Consider the following 14,717-nt stretch of genomic DNA (forward strand, 5'->3'; position numbering starts at 1 on the left):
AAATGCCCATGAGCAAAAAGATTGCAGTGATCCTTTCCGGCTGTGGCGTGTACGACGGCGCTGAAATCCATGAAAGTGTGATCACCTTGCTGCGCCTGGACCAGCGCGGCGCCGAGGTTCAGTGCTTCGCGCCGGATATTGCGCAAATGCATGTGATCAACCACCTCACGGGCGAAGAAATGCCCGAGTCGCGCAATGTTCTGGTGGAGTCTGCGCGCATCGCCCGGGGCGAGGTGAAGGACATTCGCGAGGCCCGCGTGGAGGAGTTCGACGCATTGATCGTGCCCGGCGGTTTTGGTGCGGCGAAGAACCTATCGACCTTTGCTGTCGAAGGCGCCGGCTGCAGCGTCAACCCGGATGTACTGGCACTGGCCGAAGCCTTCGCCGAAGCAGCCAAGCCCGTGGGGCTGATCTGCATCTCGCCAGCCTTGGCGGCAAAAATCTACGGCCCCGGCGTGACCTGCACCATCGGCAACGACACCGACACGGCGGCGGCACTGGACAAGATGGGCGCCACCCACCAGGAATGCGCGGTAGATGAGATCGTCGAAGACAAGGCGCGCAAACTGGTGAGCACGCCGGCCTACATGTTGGGCAAGAACATCAGCGAAGTGGCATCGGGCATCAACAAGTTGGTGGACCGGGTGCTGGAACTGACCCACGAGAACGACTGAGTCGTCTCTGACTATTCACAGCAGCGATGTGGGAGCTGGCTTGCCTGCGATAGCATCACCTCGGTTTAACTGACACACCGAGGCGCCTGCATCGCGGGCAAGCCCGCCCCACTTTTGACCGCTGGCGTGCTTAAGAAGCCGACACCCGGCGCTTTTCGGCCAGGCGGCTGCGGCTGTACAACACCACAATCGCAATGATCGCCACCGCCTGGGCGCTCAATGAATACGCATCGGCGTGGATGCCCAGCCAGTCGAAGTCAAAGAACGCCACCGGCCGGGTGCCGAAGATACCCGCTTCCTGCAATGCCTTGACGCCATGCCCGGCGAACACCACCGACAGCGCGCACAGCAGCGCGGCGTTGATTCCGAAGAACAGCGCCAGCGGCAATTTCGCCGAGCCGCGCAGAATGATCCACGCCAGGCCCATCAGCAACACCAGCGCCGTGGCACCACCGGCCAACACGGCGTTATGCCCGGCAGGACCGGCCTGCAGCCACAGGGTTTCGTAGAACAGGATCACTTCGAACAGTTCACGGTACACCGAGAAGAACGCCAGGATCGCAAACCCAAAACGCCCACCACCGCCGACCAGGCTGCTCTTGATGTAGTCCTGCCAGGCGGCCGCGTGGCGGCGGTCATGCATCCACACGCCCAGCCACAGCACCATCACGCTGGCGAACAGTGCCGTACAACCTTCCAGCAACTCGCGCTGGGCGCCACTGACGTCAATGACATACGCCGCCAGCGCCCAGGTCGCCGCGCCGGCTACCAGGGCCAGGGCCCATCCGACGTTGACGCTGCGCACCGCCGATTGCTGGCCGGTGTTGCGCAGGAAGGCGAGGATCGCCGCCAGCACCAGGATCGCTTCCAGCCCTTCACGCAACAGGATCAGCAAGCCCGAGATGTAGCTCAAGGACCAGCTCAAGCCGTCGCCGCCCAACAGGCCGGCCGACTCAGTGAGTTTGCCCTTGGCCACGTCCAGGCGCTGTTGGACTTGCTCGATCGGCAGCCCGTCCTGCAACGACTGCCGATAGGCCATCAAGGCCTTCTCAGTGTCCTTGCGCACATTGGCGTCGACGTTATCCAGGGAGCTTTCCACCAGCTCGAAACCTTCCAGGTACGCCGCTACCGACAGGTCGTAGGCCTGTTCATGCTCGCCGCTGCGGAACGCCGCCAGGCTCTTGTCCAGCGTGGCAGCGGTGTACTCCAGCAACTGCGCCGGGCCACGCTGGACCTGCGGCGGCTGCGCACGCTGGGCGCGGAACACCCGGACCGCCTCCGGCCCTTCGGCGGCCAGCACTTCTTCCGGGGTCTGGCGGGCAAGGTCGGCCAGGTTGAAGGATTTTTCGCTTTTTGCTGCGGCCGGGTCGGCGGTGAAGCCGGCGATATAGGTCGCCAGGTCCCAGCGCTGACGGTCATCCAACTGGTCGGCGAACGACGGCATATCGGTGCCTTCGACGCCCAGGCCCAGGGTGTTGTAGATGCCATACAGGCTCAGGCGGTCCAGGCGCTGTGCATCGCGCAGGTTGGCCGGCGGCGGGGTCATGCCGACACCGGCCGGGCCATCGCCCGCCCCGGCGTCACCGTGGCACACCGAGCAATGCTGGGCGTACAGCGGCGCACCCCGTGTCGGGTCTGGGGTAATGGCCGGTGCCTGGCTGACTTCATAGGCCGCCGCCAATTGCGAACCCAGTTGCCGTGCCTGGCGCGCTACCGCGTTGCCGTCCTGATGGGTGGTGACGGCGCCGAGCAGCTCATCGACGCCTTTGACCAGGGCCGCACGCTCGGGCTTGTCGGGCAGGTCTGCCACCAGCCCCTGCAGCACACCGAGAAACTCCACCTGCTCACGGTATTCGGACTCATCGACCACCTTGCCCGCCTCCACCGTCGGCGGATAGTCAGCGCCAATGTAGTCCAGCAAATGCAGGGCCTGGGGCGCACCTTCTGCGGTGGCAGCCAACAGATTGAAGCTGCACGACACCAACGCCGGCAACAACAGCCAGGCGAGAAAACGGGAGGGGGCAGTCATGAATGAATCTCAGATGGAAACAAGAAGTAACATATTGTCGAATGTTAATGGGTTTGACTCAAGGCGTTAGTGCTTTGTCCGCCGAAATGACCCGCCCAGGTCTTCAATACACCCACGGAAAAGCCATTGTTTTGCCAGTAACGAAGCCTATAATGCGCCGCCTTCGTTATCGCGAATCGGCATTTCAGCTCCTCGTTTTATGAGGAATGTGTAGGAAAGGCTTTTCCTGCGATTGGTTATTCGGCCCGACCAGCACCTTCGGCCGACTACGCTCAGGGAAGCAGCATTCCAATGGCATCTCGCGTCTTCATCTCCCTTGCCCTCGCTGCGGTCACGCTGCTGTCGGGCTGTTCGATGTTCCGCAGTTACGACTCGGAACTGCAAGCCACTAACCAGCAATTGGCCAGCGGCAATGTCGACGGTGCGCTGACCCTGCTGGAGAAAAACAACAGCAGCGAAGACAAAGACCTTCTCTACTATTTCGAAAAAGGCGAGTTGCTGCGCGCCAAGGGTGACCTGGCCGGCAGCCAGGCGGCCTGGCACCGCGCAGACCTGGTGGTGTACAAGTGGGAAGAGTCGGTCAAGTTCGACACCGAGCGCTACCTGGCGCAGTTCGGCAGCTTCCTGGTCAATGACAAGGTGCGGCGCTACGAAGGGTATGACTATGAAAAAGTCATGCTCACCACCCAGATGGCGTTGAATCTGCTGGCGGTCAACGACTTCGACGGCGCCCGGACCGAAATCAAGAAAACCCACGAACGCGAAGCGGTGATCGCCGAACTGCGGGACAAGGAATACCTCAAGCGCGAAAACGCAGCCGAACGCCAGGGCGTCGCCACCCAGTTCAAGGACTTGCGCGGCTACCCGGTGGAAAGCCTCGACGCGCCGGACGTGGTGGGCCTGAAGAACAGCTACCAGAGCGCTTTCAGTCATTACCTGGCCGGTTTCGTCTACGAAGCCCTGGGTGAAAAAGACCTGGCCGCGCCGGGCTATCGCAAGGCCGCCGAACTGCGCCCCAACACACCGCTGCTGGAACAGGCCCTGCTCGATCTGGACGCGCCCAGCGTGGCGGCTGACGAAAGCGACGTGCTGATCGTAGTCCAGAGCGGCCTGGCGCCGGCTCGCGACTCGATCCGCCTGCCACTGCCGATCCCTATCGACGGGCATTGGGTGATCACACCGCTGTCGTTCCCGGTGATCAAGCCAGACACCTCGACGGCCACCTTTGCGCAGATCGGCGTCGATGGCCGGCAGCAGAACCTCACGGCCCTCAACAGCACCACCGCCATGTCCCGCCGCGCCCTGCGCGACGACATGCCAGGGATCATCCTGCGCACCACCGTGCGCGCCATCAGCCGTGGTGTGACACAAAAGAACCTGAACCAGACCAACCCCATGGCCGGCCTGGTGTTGGGCATCGCCTCCGCCGTCACCGAGGGCGCCGACACCCGTACCTGGCGCACCCTGCCGGACGTCACCCAGGTCACGCGCCTGCGCCTCAAGCATGGCGAGCACCAAGTGAGCCTGCCCAATGCCCTGGGCGGCACGCTGGTGACGGTCAAGGCCGAACAACGCCACCAGGTGATTACCTTGCGCGTGGTCGGCAACCAGGTATTCGCCAGCGGCCTGGCGGCCCATGTGGTCGCGAGCAACCCGGGCCAGGCCGTGGCCAGCCTCAAACAACCTTAAGGAGCACGCTATGCGTCATTTCATCCTCGGCGCCCTGGCGCTGATTTTCCTCGCCGGTTGCGCCACCCCGCCGCCGGAACCTGGCAGCGCGGCGAGCAAAGTCGTGGTGATGGGCAAGTTCAAGGGGATTGCCGTGGGCGCGATTCGCGTGGCCCGCGAAAACGGCTTCCTGACCGCCAAGGTGCAGTTGAGCAACATCACCAGCAGCAACCAGATGATGTATTACCGCTTCGCCTGGCTGGGCGCCGATGGCTTCCCGGTGGGCGACGAAGAAACCTGGAAAGTGCTGAACCTCTACGCCAACCAGGCCACTTTCCTGCCGGCTATCGCCAACCTGCCCCAGGCGGCCGACTTCCGCCTTGAAGTCAAGACGCCTTGAACCTGCCCCCTATTCAGTTTTCGAGAGACCTTCCCATGTTTGCACGCTTTTCGTTCCTCGCCGTGATCGCCGCCCTGGCCAGCGGCTGCGCCAACACCTCGCCGGTCATCGGCGGCAAAAACATCAGCTACGGCGATACCAAGGCCGTGGAATTGGTGACCAACGAGTTCGGGTCCACCGACCTGCAGATGATCGCCGAAAGCATGACCCGCTCCCTGGCGCAGTCCGGCATTCTCCAGGGCCGCCCGGTGGTGCAGGTGTATGACGTGAAGAACAAGACCAGCGAATACATCGATACCCGCGAGATCACCACCTCGATCAAGACCCAACTGATGAAGACCGGCACCGCCCGCTTCGCCAGCGACAACACCGACATGCAAAGCCAGGTCGACCAGCTCAAGCTGCAAAACCAGAGCGGCCTGTACAAGAAGTCCACGGTCAGCAAGACCGGCAACATGGTCGCGGCCAAGTACCGCCTGGAAGGCTCCATCAGCTCCATCGTCAAGCGCAGTGCCGACTACAAGGACGTGTTCTACAAGTTCAGCCTGCAACTGGTCGACGTCGAAAGCGGCCTGGCCGAATGGATGGACGAAAAAGAAATCCGCAAGACCACGGAGCGCTAAACCATGCGCCTATGGATCGGCATCATCGGCTTGCTTTGCACGTTTGGCGCCTGGGCGGCACCGAAAATTGCCGTCACAGACCTGGCCTACGAGGCGCGCGTAGAGGAATACATCCACGCAGTCTCGGCCAGCAACAACTTCCAGGCCAGTGCCTATAACGCCAGTGGCGCGTCCAGCTACAGCGAGTTTGAAAGCCGCAGCAGCTACATCGAACAGGGCGAACTGCGCAAATTCAGCGGTGATATCAAGGGCGAGATCCTCAAGTCGCGCCAGTTCCAACTGGTCCAGGGCACGCCCTACACCAGCGAAGCCAAGGGCGATGTGTACGACGTGATCAAGCGGATCAAGGCCGGCCACTTCAAGGGTGCGGACTATGTGCTATTCGGCACCCTATCGGACATCGACTTCACCCGGGACATCAACGCCCTGGATCACACCAGCAGCTATTCGGCGGTGCTGGGGCTGAGCGTGGTGGCGGATTTCAGTCTGATCAACACCCGCACCTATGAAATCACCTCGGCGTTTACCGCCATGGGCGAAGGCCAGGACACCAAGCTGGTGAGCAGTCGTGATGTGCGCGTGAACCTGAACCGGCCACGAGTGGTGAGGGAAGTGTCGAAAGCCTTGGGTGAGGACGTGGCACGCCAGCTACAAGAGCAGTTGGGCGGCGGCTATCAAGAGCCCGGCCAGCCTGCGTTGCGCAATAACCTGCCAAGGGACGAAGCGCCGAAAATCCTGCGCTGAACCTCAATGGCTCGGCTAGCACACATCAATGTGGGAGCTGGCTTGCCGGCGATCGCATCAGCGCGGTGTATCAGTGACACCGCGGCGCGTGTATCGCAGGCAAGCCAGCTCCCACAGTTTTGATTGGGTTTATTCAGTCAGGCGGTGGCGCGGTGCAGGCTGGCGAGGAAACCCGCAGCGCCCACGAACAACCCGGCAAACGTGCGGTTCACGCGTTTCTGCTGCTTGGGCGTGCGCAACAGGCGCAACACTTTGGACGCAAGCCCCGTGTAGCCGGCCATTACGATCATATCCACGCCGATCATCGTCGCGCCGAGGATCAGGTACTGGATCAGCAGCGGCGCCTGCGGGTTCACGAACTGCGGCAGCACCGCCAGCATGAACACCAGCGCCTTGGGGTTGCTGGCGTTCACCAGAAAACCACGGAACATCATCGCCATGGGCTTGCCGATGGGGCGCACGGCAGCGTCATCGGTCAGGTCCATGGGCAAGGCACGCCATTGCTTGACGGCCAGGTACACAAGGTAGGCCACGCCGAACCATTTGATCGCGTAGAAGGCGGTAGACGACGCCGCAAGCACCGCCCCAAGGCCGCCGGCCACCACGGCAATCTGCATCGCCAGGCCCAGTTGCAGGCCGATGGCATTCCAGTAGCCGCGCACAAAACCGTATTGCAGGCCGCTGGACATCGAGGCGATGGCGCCCGCGCCGGGAGAGAGACTGATGATCCAGCTGGCCAGGAAGAAGGCCAGCCATGTGTCGAGCGCCATTACACACCTCGTAGCAAATTCGTCGTGAGCACTAAGCTAACTCCGAGGGCCAAGGGCTGGCTAGAGTTTTTTCAGGATATGGGGCTGACGTCGCTACCGCGCCAGCGGCGTACCGAACGCTGGAAGAACAGGCTGTTGGGCACTTGCACCACAGCGCTGTCGGTGCCCGCCTCGGCCACTTCGATCAGTGTGGTGTAAAGCAGGTTGATCGCGATCACCCGACCTTTGACGCCAGGCTTGTCGACGGTATCCACCAACTCCACCACATCACCCAGGCGAAACGGCCCGACGGTGAAGATCAGGATCGCGCACAGCAGGTTGGACAACACCGACCACATGGCAAAGAACGCCACCGCTGCCACGGCCACAAAGCCCGACAACGCGGTCCACAGCACGGTGGCCGACACCCCCAGGCGCTCAAGGACGAAGATCAGCGCACTGCCCATGATCAGCCAGCGCAGACCACCGCGCAGGGGCATCAGCAGTTGCGGCGGGAACGGGTAGCGCTCGCCCAGGCGCGTCAGGCCCTTGGCGACGAAGCGCTGGGCCAGGTAACCGGCCAGCAGGATCAGCAGGATTTGCACGCCGACCCACACCGGTTCGATCCATTGCGCGGGCAGCGGCAGTTGCAAGGCTTCCATCAGGACAGTGCCTCCAGCTCCGCTTGCAGGCCTTCCAGCAGTTCGAGGGCTTCCATCCAGGTTTCCTCCAATTGCCCTTCGCGCACCTTCAGCTTGGCCTGTTCAGCCAGCAGGTCGCGCAGTTCATCCTTGCGGGCCGCTTCGTACACGGCGCTGTCGCCGAGGCTGGCTTCGATCTTGGCCAGGCGTTCGTGGACCTTGCCCAGTTCGGCCTCGAGCTTGTCGGCTTCGCGTTTGTGCGGTGCCAATTGCTGGCGCAGGGCTGCGGCAGCCTGGCGCTGGGCTTTCTTGTCGGTCTTGTCCGGGTTGACCGGGGTGTTGCTGACCGGCGCGTTGCGCAGTCGATAGTCAGTCAGCCAACGGGCGTAGTCGTCCAGGTCGCCATCGAACTCTTCGACTTTTCCATCAGCTACCAGCAGGAAGTTATCAGTGGTGCTCTTGAGCAAGTGGCGGTCGTGAGACACCACCAGTACTGCACCGCTGAATTCCTGCAGGGCCATGGTCAGCGCCAGGCGCATTTCCAGGTCCAGGTGGTTGGTCGGTTCGTCGAGCAGCAGCAGGTTTGGCCGGTCCCAGGCGATCAACGCCAGGGCCAAACGGGCTTTTTCGCCGCCCGAGAAATTCAACACCGGCTCATCGATGCGCGCGCCACGGAAGTCGAAACCACCCAGGAAGTCGCGCAGGGTCTGCTCGCGCTCGGTTGGCGCCAGGCGCTGCAAATGCAGGAGCGGGCTGGCCTTGGAGTCGAGGGAGTCCAGCTGATGCTGGGCGAAGTAGCCCACCACCAGGTTCTCGCCACGGGTCAGGCGCCCGGCCAGGGGTTGCAGCTCACCGGAAAGGTTCTTGATCAGCGTCGATTTGCCCGCGCCGTTGGGCCCGAGCAAACCGATGCGCGCACCCGGGGTGAGCTGCAGCTTGACCTTCTCCAGGATGGTTTTGTCGCCATAGCCCAGGCGTGCATCCGAGAGGTCCAGCAAGGGGCTGGAGATTTTCACCGATTCGCGGAACACAAAGTCGAATGGCGAATCGACGTGGGCCGCCGACAGCTCTTCCATGCGCTCCAACGCCTTGATCCGGCTCTGAGCCTGGCGGGCCTTGGTGGCCTGGGCCTTGAACCGGGCGATGTAGCTTTCCATGTGCGCACGCTGCGCCTGTTGCTTCTCGAAAGCCTGTTGCTGCTGGGCCAGGCGTTCGGCGCGGGCCCGCTCGAACGCGGTGTAGCCGCCGCGATAGAGGGTGATTTTTTTCTGTTCGACATGGGCGATGTTATCGACCACTGCGTCGAGGAAATCCCGGTCGTGGGAAATCAGCAGCAAGGTGCCCGGGTAGCTCTTGAGGAAATCCTCCAGCCACAGGATCGCATCGAGATCCAAGTGGTTGGTGGGTTCGTCGAGCAGCAACAGGTCCGAGGGGCACATCAACGCCTGGGCCAGGTTCAGGCGCATGCGCCAGCCACCGGAGAAGTCGGCGACCGGGCGATCCATCTGTTCGTTGGTGAACCCCAGGCCGGCGAGCATCTTGCGCGCACGGGCGTCGGCGGTGTAACCGTCGGCACTGTCGAGTTCCGAGTGCAGGCGGGCCTGGGCGGCACCGTCCTGGGCTTTCTCGGCCTCGGCCAGGTCGTGTTGCACCTGGCGCAGGCGCAGGTCGCCATCGAGCACGTAGTCGATCGCGATGCGGTCCAGGGTGTCGATCTCCTGGCGCATATGGGCGATACGCCAGTCGGCTGGCAGCAGGCAGTCCCCGGAATCCGGGGTCAGCTCACCGAGCAACAGGGCAAACAACGTGGATTTGCCGGCGCCATTGGCACCGATCAGGCCGGCTTTGTGACCGGCGTGCAGGGTCAGCTCGGCGTCTTCAAGAAGACGTTGCGGGCCACGCTGTAATGTTAGGCTTTGAAGTCGGATCATAATGGCGGCGGAGTCTACCAGCTTCGTTAGCCGCTGGCTTGGGTGTGAACATGTGCGCTGACCTGTGGAGCTTTGCCCTCTCGACCTACGCCCGTGCGGGTGCTGAAGATGCCTGCCTGCGCTTGCAGGAGCAAGGGGCCGATGTGTGTCTGTTGTTGTGTGGGTTGTGGCTGGAACAGCGCGGGGTCGCGCTGGAGCCTGGACGCGTACAGGCGCTGCGAACAATCGCCGAGCCCTGGCAGGCAGATGTCGTGCAGCCCTTGCGCAGGGTGCGCAAACAATGGCGTTGCATGGCACAGCAGGATGTGGAGCTGGGGGCGTTGCGCGAGCAGGTCAAAGCCCTGGAACTGGAGGCCGAACGGCAGTTGCTATTGCGTCTGGAGGCACTGGCACAGCGTTGGCCAGCGGGGGAGCACGCCACAGATCAGGCATGGCTTGAAGCACTGGCGACCGAAGCCGCCAACTTCGACCACGACGCACTGCATCAGCTGCGCGTCGCGGCCACCGGCACTTAGGAAGCGCTGGTTGGGGTGGTACCTGGCACTACCGGAGCAGGCGTGCTGCTGGCCGGTGCCGGGGTAGCAGCTGGAACTGCCGGTGAAGCGGGGGTCGCGGGCTTTGCAGCAGCAGGTTTGGCAACTGGCTTAGCGGCTGGTTTTGCAGCAGCAGGTTTGGCAACTGGCTTGGCGGCTGGTTTTGCAGCAGCAGGTTTGGCAGCTGGCTTGGCGGCTGGTTTTGCAGCAGCAGGTTTGGCAGCTGGCTTGGCGGCTGGTTTTGCAGCAGCAGGTTTGGCAACTGGCTTGGCGGCTGGTTTTGCAGCAGCAGGTTTAGCAGCTGGCTTGGCGGCTGGTTTTGCAGCAGCGGTTTTAGCAGCTGGCTTGGCGGCTGGTTTTGCAGCAGCGGTTTTAGCAGCTGGCTTGGCGGCTGGTTTTGCAGCAGCGGTTTTAGCAGCTGGCTTGGCGGCTGGTTTCGCAGCAGCAGTTTTAGCGGCTGGCTTGGCGGCTGGTTTTGCAGCAGCGGTTTTAGCAGCTGGCTTGGCGGCTGGTTTCGCAGCAGCAGTTTTAGCAGCTGGCTTGGCGGCTGGTTTCGCAGCAGCAGTTTTAGCAGCTGGTTTGGCGGCTGGTTTCGCAGCAGCGGTTTTAGCAGCTGGCTTGGCGGCTGGTTTCGCAGCAGCGGTTTTGGCCACTGGCTTGGCGACCGATTTTGCAGGCGCTTTTTTAGCAGCAGGCTTGGCCGCAACTTTAGCCGAAGCCTTGGCCGCAACTGCCTTGGCCGGTGTACGAGTGCTCAACACTTTAGCCACTGCTTCTTTCACACGACCAACGCCCTGGGCCAGTTTCAGGCTCTCTTGGGCATCACGCTTGAGTTGAAGGATGTAGGTGCGGGTTTCGGATTGACGATCCTTGAGGGCATCGAGCAAGTCCTCAAGTTCTTTGACAGCGCCCTTGGCTTTGGTTTGCGCCTTGGCTTTGCCGGCAGTCGCGGCGTCTTGCAGTTTGGTGCGGGATTTATGCAGTTTTTCTTGAGCCTTACCGCGCTGCTTTTCCAGCTTGGCGAGCAATTTCTCTGCATCAGCCAAGGCTTGGGAGCAAGCACTTTCCAAATGTTCGAGCAGGCTGCCCGAGAGTTGTTGGAGCAAGTGCAACGGGGTATTAACAGGCTTCTGTTTGGCCGACATGGTTTACCTCCTGGCTGACGTGGGTGCGGCTCATACTAGCCCTCTGCTCTTACCGCCGCTAGGGCATGTTGACAGTATCGAATGCGTTGCGTTGCACCGCACAAAAATTCTTATCGATATAACGAAAAACCACTCCATTCTTTACCCCTCCACACTGGCATAATCCACCGCACTTTCGGCTGGAGAATACCCATGTCGCGTTACCTTTTTTTCATCCTGGGTTTGTCGTTTTCAGTGGCCAACGCGAGTGAGCCAGCAGCGTCCAAAGACAGCCACGACCTGGCCTACAGCCTGGGCGCCAGCCTTGGCGAACGCCTGCGCCAGGAAGTCCCCGACCTGCAGATCCAGGCCTTGCTCGACGGCCTCAAGCAAGCCTATCAAGGCAAGCCCCTGGCCCTGGATGACGCACGCATCGCTCAGATCCTCGCCCAACACGAAGCGCAAGCCAGCAGCGAGGCACAAGTGCCGCAAAGCGAAAAGGCTCTCGCCGCCGAACAACAATTTCTGAGCACGGAAAAAGCCAGGAACGGTGCGCGCGAATTGGCAGACGGTATCTTGCTCACGGAGTTGGCCCCTGGAAGCGGGAAAAAGCCAGGCGCCAATGATCGGGTGCAGGTGAAGTACGTGGGGCGATTGCCGGATGGGACGGTTTTCGACCAGAGCACGCAGCCCCAATGGTTTCGCCTGGACAGCGTGATCAGCGGCTGGCAAAGCGCGCTGCAACAGATGCCGGTAGGCGCAAGATGGCGCCTGGTGATTCCTTCTGCACAGGCCTATGGCGCAGACGGTGCGGGCCAGTTGATCGCACCTTACACACCGCTGGTTTTCGAGATTGAGCTGCTCGCAATCGGTGCCTGAGCCCAACGAAAAACGGTGCGCCATGCGCACCGTTTTTTGTCTTGCCGCTGAGGCTCAGGCCTGGGTTGCAGGCTCTTCCTTGTGGGCGTTGTGCAGCACTTCGATCAAGCAGTCTTCCAGTTCGAAACGCTCATGGAGCAGGCCACCCAGCTCTTTGAATGTCGCGGCAACGCACTCACCCTTGTCGCAAAGGTCGTTAAACGCCAGGAGCTTTTCGGTGATGACGTCAATACGCGGGTAAATGGTCTTGGCCAAATCCAGGCCACGCTGGTCATCGAAGGCCTCGGCCTCCTTGGTCAGTTGCTCATAGACCCCGAAGTGCCCTGCCGAGACGTAGTCCACCAAGACACCACAGAACTCCTGCAGAGGCTTGCGGTTCTCAGCCAGCGCTTCAGGCTTCTCACCCAAAGCATCAAAGGCCCGAACCAATTCGTGACGTGCCTTCAACCAGCTGTCGATCAGCTTATGCACACCACCCCAGCGTTCCTGAGCATTCTGACAACTTTCCAACATGATGATCTCTTCCCTTATGGGCGGTGCCGCTTTCACCCGCGCGATGCGTCGAGGATAAAGCGGCAAGCGGACAACGCCGCATCGAACAAACTGTTTCAATAACGCGTGCGGGCCAGATTATGCCCCCACGACTATGGCTTCAAGGTACGCAGACCAGAAAGTTCATACAAGTGTTTAATCCCATCCTACGAACCAACCCAACCAGTCAGTGCTTCACAAACCGTAGATTCTGACCGGGTAACAGTCGGGAAAACTGCGTCACCCCCAGTAGGAGCATGGCCACGAAGAACAGCAGGCTCCACTCCGGGATGCTCAGGTCAAACAACGTCCAGTTGATTTCCACACAGTCGACAGTGCCCTTGAACGCCAACTGCAGGGCTTGCCCCAGCGACAGGTTTTCGATCATGTATTCCAGGCTTGGCCAGCAGTTGGGAACCTGGTCAGGCGGGATGTTCTGCAATAGCACCTGGCGCACCGCTGTCACTGCGCCGAGCAACGCACAGCCCATGCTCGCCGCCCAGTACAGGTAGATGCCCACGCGCCTGGGGCCGTGGATCGCCGCTATGAAGTTGATCAGGGTGAACACCGCCAGCAGGCTGCGCTGGATCAGGCATAGGAAACAAGGCCGCAAAAGAGCCCCGTATTCCAGGTAAAACGACGCGCCCAACGTCAGCACACCGGCCATGAACGCCAGGAAGAACAAGGAGCGTGAAGGGGCCAAAGACATTGTTTATCCGTAACGCAAGAGATAGGTCGTTACGGTAGAGGAAAGACCTTACCCCTTTCAATACGCGCTGGAGCAGACACTTCCGCGAGATCGCAGGGATATCCCGTCAGAGGGCAGGTAACTTTACGTGGTGCCCTGTGGGAAACCACCTCAAGCCCCTGAATCCGCAAAACCGAGGGATTTTGAAGGACTGGTTGCCAGATGCTTCTGAGCCAGCCCTTCAAAACATCCTACGTCAGACCCGTGCAGGCACCGGTAGCGGTGAAGCCAGCAGGCGGCTGTCCAACAGCCCCAGGCCCTCCTGGAACAGTTGATTACTGCGCTCGGTATCACCCAGCTGCGCGAGCAATCGCGCCAACTCGGCACAGGCCTCGGGGTTGCGTTGAACCTGCAGGCTGCTTTCCAGATAGTCCCGCGCCTTGCCCCACAAACTGTTTTGCAGGCAGAGCCGACCCAGCGTCAGCAACAAACTGGCATCGCCCGGATGGTCCTTGAGCCAGCCTTCGGCGAACTTCAACTGCCGTGCCGGATCGCCACCGCGCAGCAGGCCATACAACCGGATCAGGTGACTGTCGTAGCCGCGCTTGAGCGCAACACGCAAAGCCTCTTCGGCCTTGGCATCGGCGCCCAGTTGGCGCAACTGTTCGGCATAGGCCAGTACCAGTTGGGGCTCCTGGCGCTGGGCCGAGGTCAATTGCTGCCAGGCCCGCTCAAGGGACTGCAGGCCGGCCTCACCATGCTCTTCACGCTGGACGGCCAGGCTCAGGTTTTCACCCCAGGCCCGGCGCTCCAGATCCGCCAGCTCGGTGGCTGGCAGCACTTTATCCTTGCGCAGCTCCGGCAAGAGCCGGATCACCGAGGACCAGTCACCACGCTGCTGGTGCAGGCGCTGGAGCTGGCGCAATACCTGGGCGTTATGCGGATGGCGCTCATGCATGGCCTGCAGCGTCACGAGGGCTGCGTCCGTGTCGCCACGGTCCATCTGCAACTGTGCGTGGCTCAAGGCAATCGCCAGCTCGGCCTGGGGCTGACGCTCCAGGGCACGCTCCAACAGGCTGTCGGACTCTTCATAGCGCCCCTGCTCGTTGGCCGCCCGAGCCGCGCCGAGGTAGTAGAGCAATGGCTGGCGTTCGGCTTCCGCCGCACGGTGCAGGTGCCGCTCGGCACTGGCCCAGCGGCCTTCCGCCAAGTCCATCTGCCCCTGCTCGATAGCCACCTGCACCCGCCGGCTGCGATTGCGCCGCGACCAGGGATTGACCACGCCACCCGAAGTCGTCACCAGGCCCAGCAGCACGCGCAGCAGATAGATCGCCAGGCCGACGACAAACACCGCCACCAGGGTCGACCACAGGCCGGACTCATAATGCAGCACATGGGGATAGCTGATCAGCACATAACCGGTGTGTTTCGAGATGCCCACCGCCAGCGCCAGAGCGAGGGCAATGGCCAGCACCAGGACCACATAGAAACGCTTCATCGGCT

Annotated in this window: 15 protein-coding genes; 7 read left to right on the plus strand and 8 right to left on the minus strand. The window is 61.7% G+C overall.

The features are described 5' to 3' along the window. The first annotated feature begins 8 nt into the window (after positions 1-8). Positions 9-674, plus strand: a complete 666-nt coding sequence (gene elbB / locus HKK57_RS08085; protein ID WP_029289592.1) for an isoprenoid biosynthesis glyoxalase ElbB — start codon at positions 9-11, stop codon at positions 672-674. Between the two features lie 130 nt (positions 675-804). Here the strand turns inward: elbB and HKK57_RS08090 are convergent, their stop codons facing one another. Then, positions 805-2,703 carry an FTR1 family protein gene (locus HKK57_RS08090; RefSeq protein WP_169390011.1) on the minus strand — a complete coding sequence of 633 codons (1,899 nt, stop codon included), beginning with the start codon at positions 2,701-2,703 and terminating at the stop codon, positions 805-807. A gap of 291 nt (positions 2,704-2,994) precedes the next feature. Between HKK57_RS08090 and HKK57_RS08095 the strand changes: the two genes are divergently transcribed. Genes HKK57_RS08095 through HKK57_RS08110 form a run of 4 tightly spaced genes read left to right on the plus strand, consistent with a single transcriptional unit; the run spans position 2,995 to position 6,138 of the window. Next, positions 2,995-4,392, plus strand: coding sequence for a COG3014 family protein (locus HKK57_RS08095; RefSeq protein WP_169390012.1), 1,398 nt, complete (start codon positions 2,995-2,997; stop codon positions 4,390-4,392). Positions 4,393-4,402: 10 nt separating this feature from the next. Continuing rightward, complete coding sequence (locus HKK57_RS08100; protein WP_029289599.1) at positions 4,403-4,771, plus strand: YcfL family protein; 369 nt, start codon at positions 4,403-4,405, stop codon at positions 4,769-4,771. A gap of 35 nt (positions 4,772-4,806) precedes the next feature. Beyond that, positions 4,807-5,394 carry a penicillin-binding protein activator LpoB gene (lpoB, locus tag HKK57_RS08105; RefSeq protein WP_029289601.1) on the plus strand — a complete coding sequence of 196 codons (588 nt, stop codon included), beginning with the start codon at positions 4,807-4,809 and terminating at the stop codon, positions 5,392-5,394. 3 nt (positions 5,395-5,397) lie between these two features. Continuing rightward, complete coding sequence (locus HKK57_RS08110; protein WP_029289603.1) at positions 5,398-6,138, plus strand: hypothetical protein; 741 nt, start codon at positions 5,398-5,400, stop codon at positions 6,136-6,138. A gap of 137 nt (positions 6,139-6,275) precedes the next feature. Here the strand turns inward: HKK57_RS08110 and HKK57_RS08115 are convergent, their stop codons facing one another. The 3 genes from HKK57_RS08115 to HKK57_RS08125 form a co-directional block, all read right to left on the minus strand. Then, positions 6,276-6,908, minus strand: coding sequence for a LysE family transporter (locus HKK57_RS08115; RefSeq protein WP_029289605.1), 633 nt, complete (start codon positions 6,906-6,908; stop codon positions 6,276-6,278). A gap of 71 nt (positions 6,909-6,979) precedes the next feature. Further along, entirely contained in the window at positions 6,980-7,549 is a 570-nt protein-coding gene (locus HKK57_RS08120; RefSeq protein ID WP_029289606.1) for a mechanosensitive ion channel family protein, read from the minus strand. Next, on the minus strand, positions 7,549-9,459 hold the full coding sequence (locus tag HKK57_RS08125; protein ID WP_029289609.1) for an ATP-binding cassette domain-containing protein: 1,911 nt from the start codon (positions 9,457-9,459) through the stop codon (positions 7,549-7,551). Before HKK57_RS08125 ends, HKK57_RS08120 begins: the two co-directional genes overlap by 1 nt. Positions 9,460-9,509: 50 nt before the next feature. Here HKK57_RS08125 and HKK57_RS08130 point away from each other — a divergent pair, with 50 nt between their 5' ends. Beyond that, positions 9,510-9,974, plus strand: coding sequence for a TIGR02444 family protein (locus HKK57_RS08130; protein ID WP_029289610.1), 465 nt, complete (start codon positions 9,510-9,512; stop codon positions 9,972-9,974). Here the strand turns inward: HKK57_RS08130 and HKK57_RS08135 are convergent. Beyond that, positions 9,971-11,137 carry an AlgP family protein gene (locus HKK57_RS08135; protein WP_169390013.1) on the minus strand — a complete coding sequence of 389 codons (1,167 nt, stop codon included), beginning with the start codon at positions 11,135-11,137 and terminating at the stop codon, positions 9,971-9,973. The two genes, HKK57_RS08130 and HKK57_RS08135, sit on opposite strands and share 4 nt — an antisense overlap. Positions 11,138-11,329: 192 nt before the next feature. Here HKK57_RS08135 and HKK57_RS08140 point away from each other — a divergent pair, with 192 nt between their 5' ends. After that, positions 11,330-11,995, plus strand: a complete 666-nt coding sequence (locus HKK57_RS08140) for an FKBP-type peptidyl-prolyl cis-trans isomerase (protein WP_169390014.1) — start codon at positions 11,330-11,332, stop codon at positions 11,993-11,995. A 54-nt stretch (positions 11,996-12,049) separates the two neighbouring features. On the opposite strand, the gene HKK57_RS08145 is transcribed toward HKK57_RS08140, so the two are convergent. From HKK57_RS08145 to HKK57_RS08155, 3 genes are all read right to left on the minus strand, one after another. Continuing rightward, on the minus strand, positions 12,050-12,508 hold the full coding sequence (locus tag HKK57_RS08145; protein ID WP_029289613.1) for an Rsd/AlgQ family anti-sigma factor: 459 nt from the start codon (positions 12,506-12,508) through the stop codon (positions 12,050-12,052). 205 nt (positions 12,509-12,713) lie between these two features. Beyond that, entirely contained in the window at positions 12,714-13,235 is a 522-nt protein-coding gene (locus tag HKK57_RS08150) for a disulfide bond formation protein B (protein WP_029289614.1), read from the minus strand. Positions 13,236-13,470: 235 nt separating this feature from the next. Continuing rightward, complete coding sequence (locus tag HKK57_RS08155; RefSeq protein WP_070994034.1) at positions 13,471-14,712, minus strand: heme biosynthesis protein HemY; 1,242 nt, start codon at positions 14,710-14,712, stop codon at positions 13,471-13,473. Between the last annotated feature and the right edge of the window lie 5 nt (positions 14,713-14,717).

Source organism: Pseudomonas sp. ADAK21 (assembly GCF_012935735.1).
GTDB lineage: Bacteria > Pseudomonadota > Gammaproteobacteria > Pseudomonadales > Pseudomonadaceae > Aquipseudomonas > Aquipseudomonas proteolytica.

Coding starts and splice junctions, on each gene's coding strand:
- elbB (WP_029289592.1), top strand. CDS start 9: ATGAGCAAAAAGATTGCAGTGATCCTTTCCGGCTGTGGCGTGTACGAC.
- HKK57_RS08090 (WP_169390011.1), bottom strand. CDS start 2,703: ATGACTGCCCCCTCCCGTTTTCTCGCCTGGCTGTTGTTGCCGGCGTTG.
- HKK57_RS08095 (WP_169390012.1), top strand. CDS start 2,995: ATGGCATCTCGCGTCTTCATCTCCCTTGCCCTCGCTGCGGTCACGCTG.
- HKK57_RS08100 (WP_029289599.1), top strand. CDS start 4,403: ATGCGTCATTTCATCCTCGGCGCCCTGGCGCTGATTTTCCTCGCCGGT.
- lpoB (WP_029289601.1), top strand. CDS start 4,807: ATGTTTGCACGCTTTTCGTTCCTCGCCGTGATCGCCGCCCTGGCCAGC.
- HKK57_RS08110 (WP_029289603.1), top strand. CDS start 5,398: ATGCGCCTATGGATCGGCATCATCGGCTTGCTTTGCACGTTTGGCGCC.
- HKK57_RS08115 (WP_029289605.1), bottom strand. CDS start 6,908: ATGGCGCTCGACACATGGCTGGCCTTCTTCCTGGCCAGCTGGATCATC.
- HKK57_RS08120 (WP_029289606.1), bottom strand. CDS start 7,549: ATGGAAGCCTTGCAACTGCCGCTGCCCGCGCAATGGATCGAACCGGTG.
- HKK57_RS08125 (WP_029289609.1), bottom strand. CDS start 9,459: ATGATCCGACTTCAAAGCCTAACATTACAGCGTGGCCCGCAACGTCTT.
- HKK57_RS08130 (WP_029289610.1), top strand. CDS start 9,510: ATGTGCGCTGACCTGTGGAGCTTTGCCCTCTCGACCTACGCCCGTGCG.
- HKK57_RS08135 (WP_169390013.1), bottom strand. CDS start 11,137: ATGTCGGCCAAACAGAAGCCTGTTAATACCCCGTTGCACTTGCTCCAA.
- HKK57_RS08140 (WP_169390014.1), top strand. CDS start 11,330: ATGTCGCGTTACCTTTTTTTCATCCTGGGTTTGTCGTTTTCAGTGGCC.
- HKK57_RS08145 (WP_029289613.1), bottom strand. CDS start 12,508: ATGTTGGAAAGTTGTCAGAATGCTCAGGAACGCTGGGGTGGTGTGCAT.
- HKK57_RS08150 (WP_029289614.1), bottom strand. CDS start 13,235: ATGTCTTTGGCCCCTTCACGCTCCTTGTTCTTCCTGGCGTTCATGGCC.
- HKK57_RS08155 (WP_070994034.1), bottom strand. CDS start 14,712: ATGAAGCGTTTCTATGTGGTCCTGGTGCTGGCCATTGCCCTCGCTCTG.